Raw genomic sequence first — 889 nt, 5'->3', positions numbered from 1 at the left:
ATCTCTAGCCTTTCCACCGGCTTGAGCTCGACCAACAGCAGCGTCACCAGCCTGTCGACGTCGACTTCGTCGGGCTTGAGCACGGCAACCAGCGGCATCTCCAGCCTGTCTACCGGCCTGAGCTCGACGAACAGCAGCGTGAGCAGCCTGTCGACGTCCACGTCGTCGGGTCTGAGCACTGCGACCAGCAGCATTTCGAGCCTCTCGACCTCGACCTCGTCGGGCTTGAGCACAGCGACCAGCGGCATCTCCAGCTTGTCCACCGGCTTGAGCTCGGCCAACAGCAGCGTGAGCAGCCTGTCGTCTTCCACGTCGTCGGGGTTGAGCACTGCGACCAGCAGTATCACGAGCCTCTCGACCTCGACTTCGTCGGGCTTGAGCACGGCGACCAGCGGTATCTCGAGTCTTTCGACTGGCCTGAGCTCAACGAACAGCAGCGTGAGCAGCCTGTCGACTTCGACGTCGTCCGGACTGAGTACTGCCACCAGTGGCATCTCTAGCCTTTCCACCGGCTTGAGCTCGACCAACAGCAGCGTCACCAGCCTGTCGACGTCGACTTCGTCGGGCTTGAGCACGGCAACCAGCGGTATTTCCAGCCTGTCCACCGGCTTGAGCTCCACGAACAGCAGCGTGAGCAGCCTGTCGACGTCCACGTCGTCGGGTCTGAGCACTGCGACCAGCAGCATTTCGAGCCTCTCGACTTCGACCTCGTCGGGCTTGAGCACTGCGACCAGCGGTATCTCGAGTCTCTCCACTGGCCTTAGCTCCACCAACAGCAGCGTGAGCAGCTTGTCGACATCGACTTCGTCGGGTCTGAGCACGGCTACCAGCGGTATCTCTAGCCTTTCCACCGGCTTGAGCTCGACCAACAGCAGCGTCACCAGCCTGT

Annotated in this window: 1 protein-coding gene; it reads right to left on the bottom strand. The window is 62.0% G+C overall.

Annotated features, from left to right (window positions below):
* Nucleotides 1-889, bottom strand: an 889-nt coding sequence (locus tag JC881_RS32215; RefSeq protein WP_198789815.1) for a hypothetical protein, incomplete at both ends; no start/stop codon positions are given.

Origin of the sequence: Variovorax sp. IB41 (genome assembly GCF_016405905.1) — a bacterium.
In the GTDB taxonomy this organism is placed as follows: Bacteria; Pseudomonadota; Gammaproteobacteria; order Burkholderiales; family Burkholderiaceae_C; genus Variovorax.
Note: the sequence above shows the minus strand (reverse complement) of the source record. Positions and strands in the feature narration are given on the sequence as shown.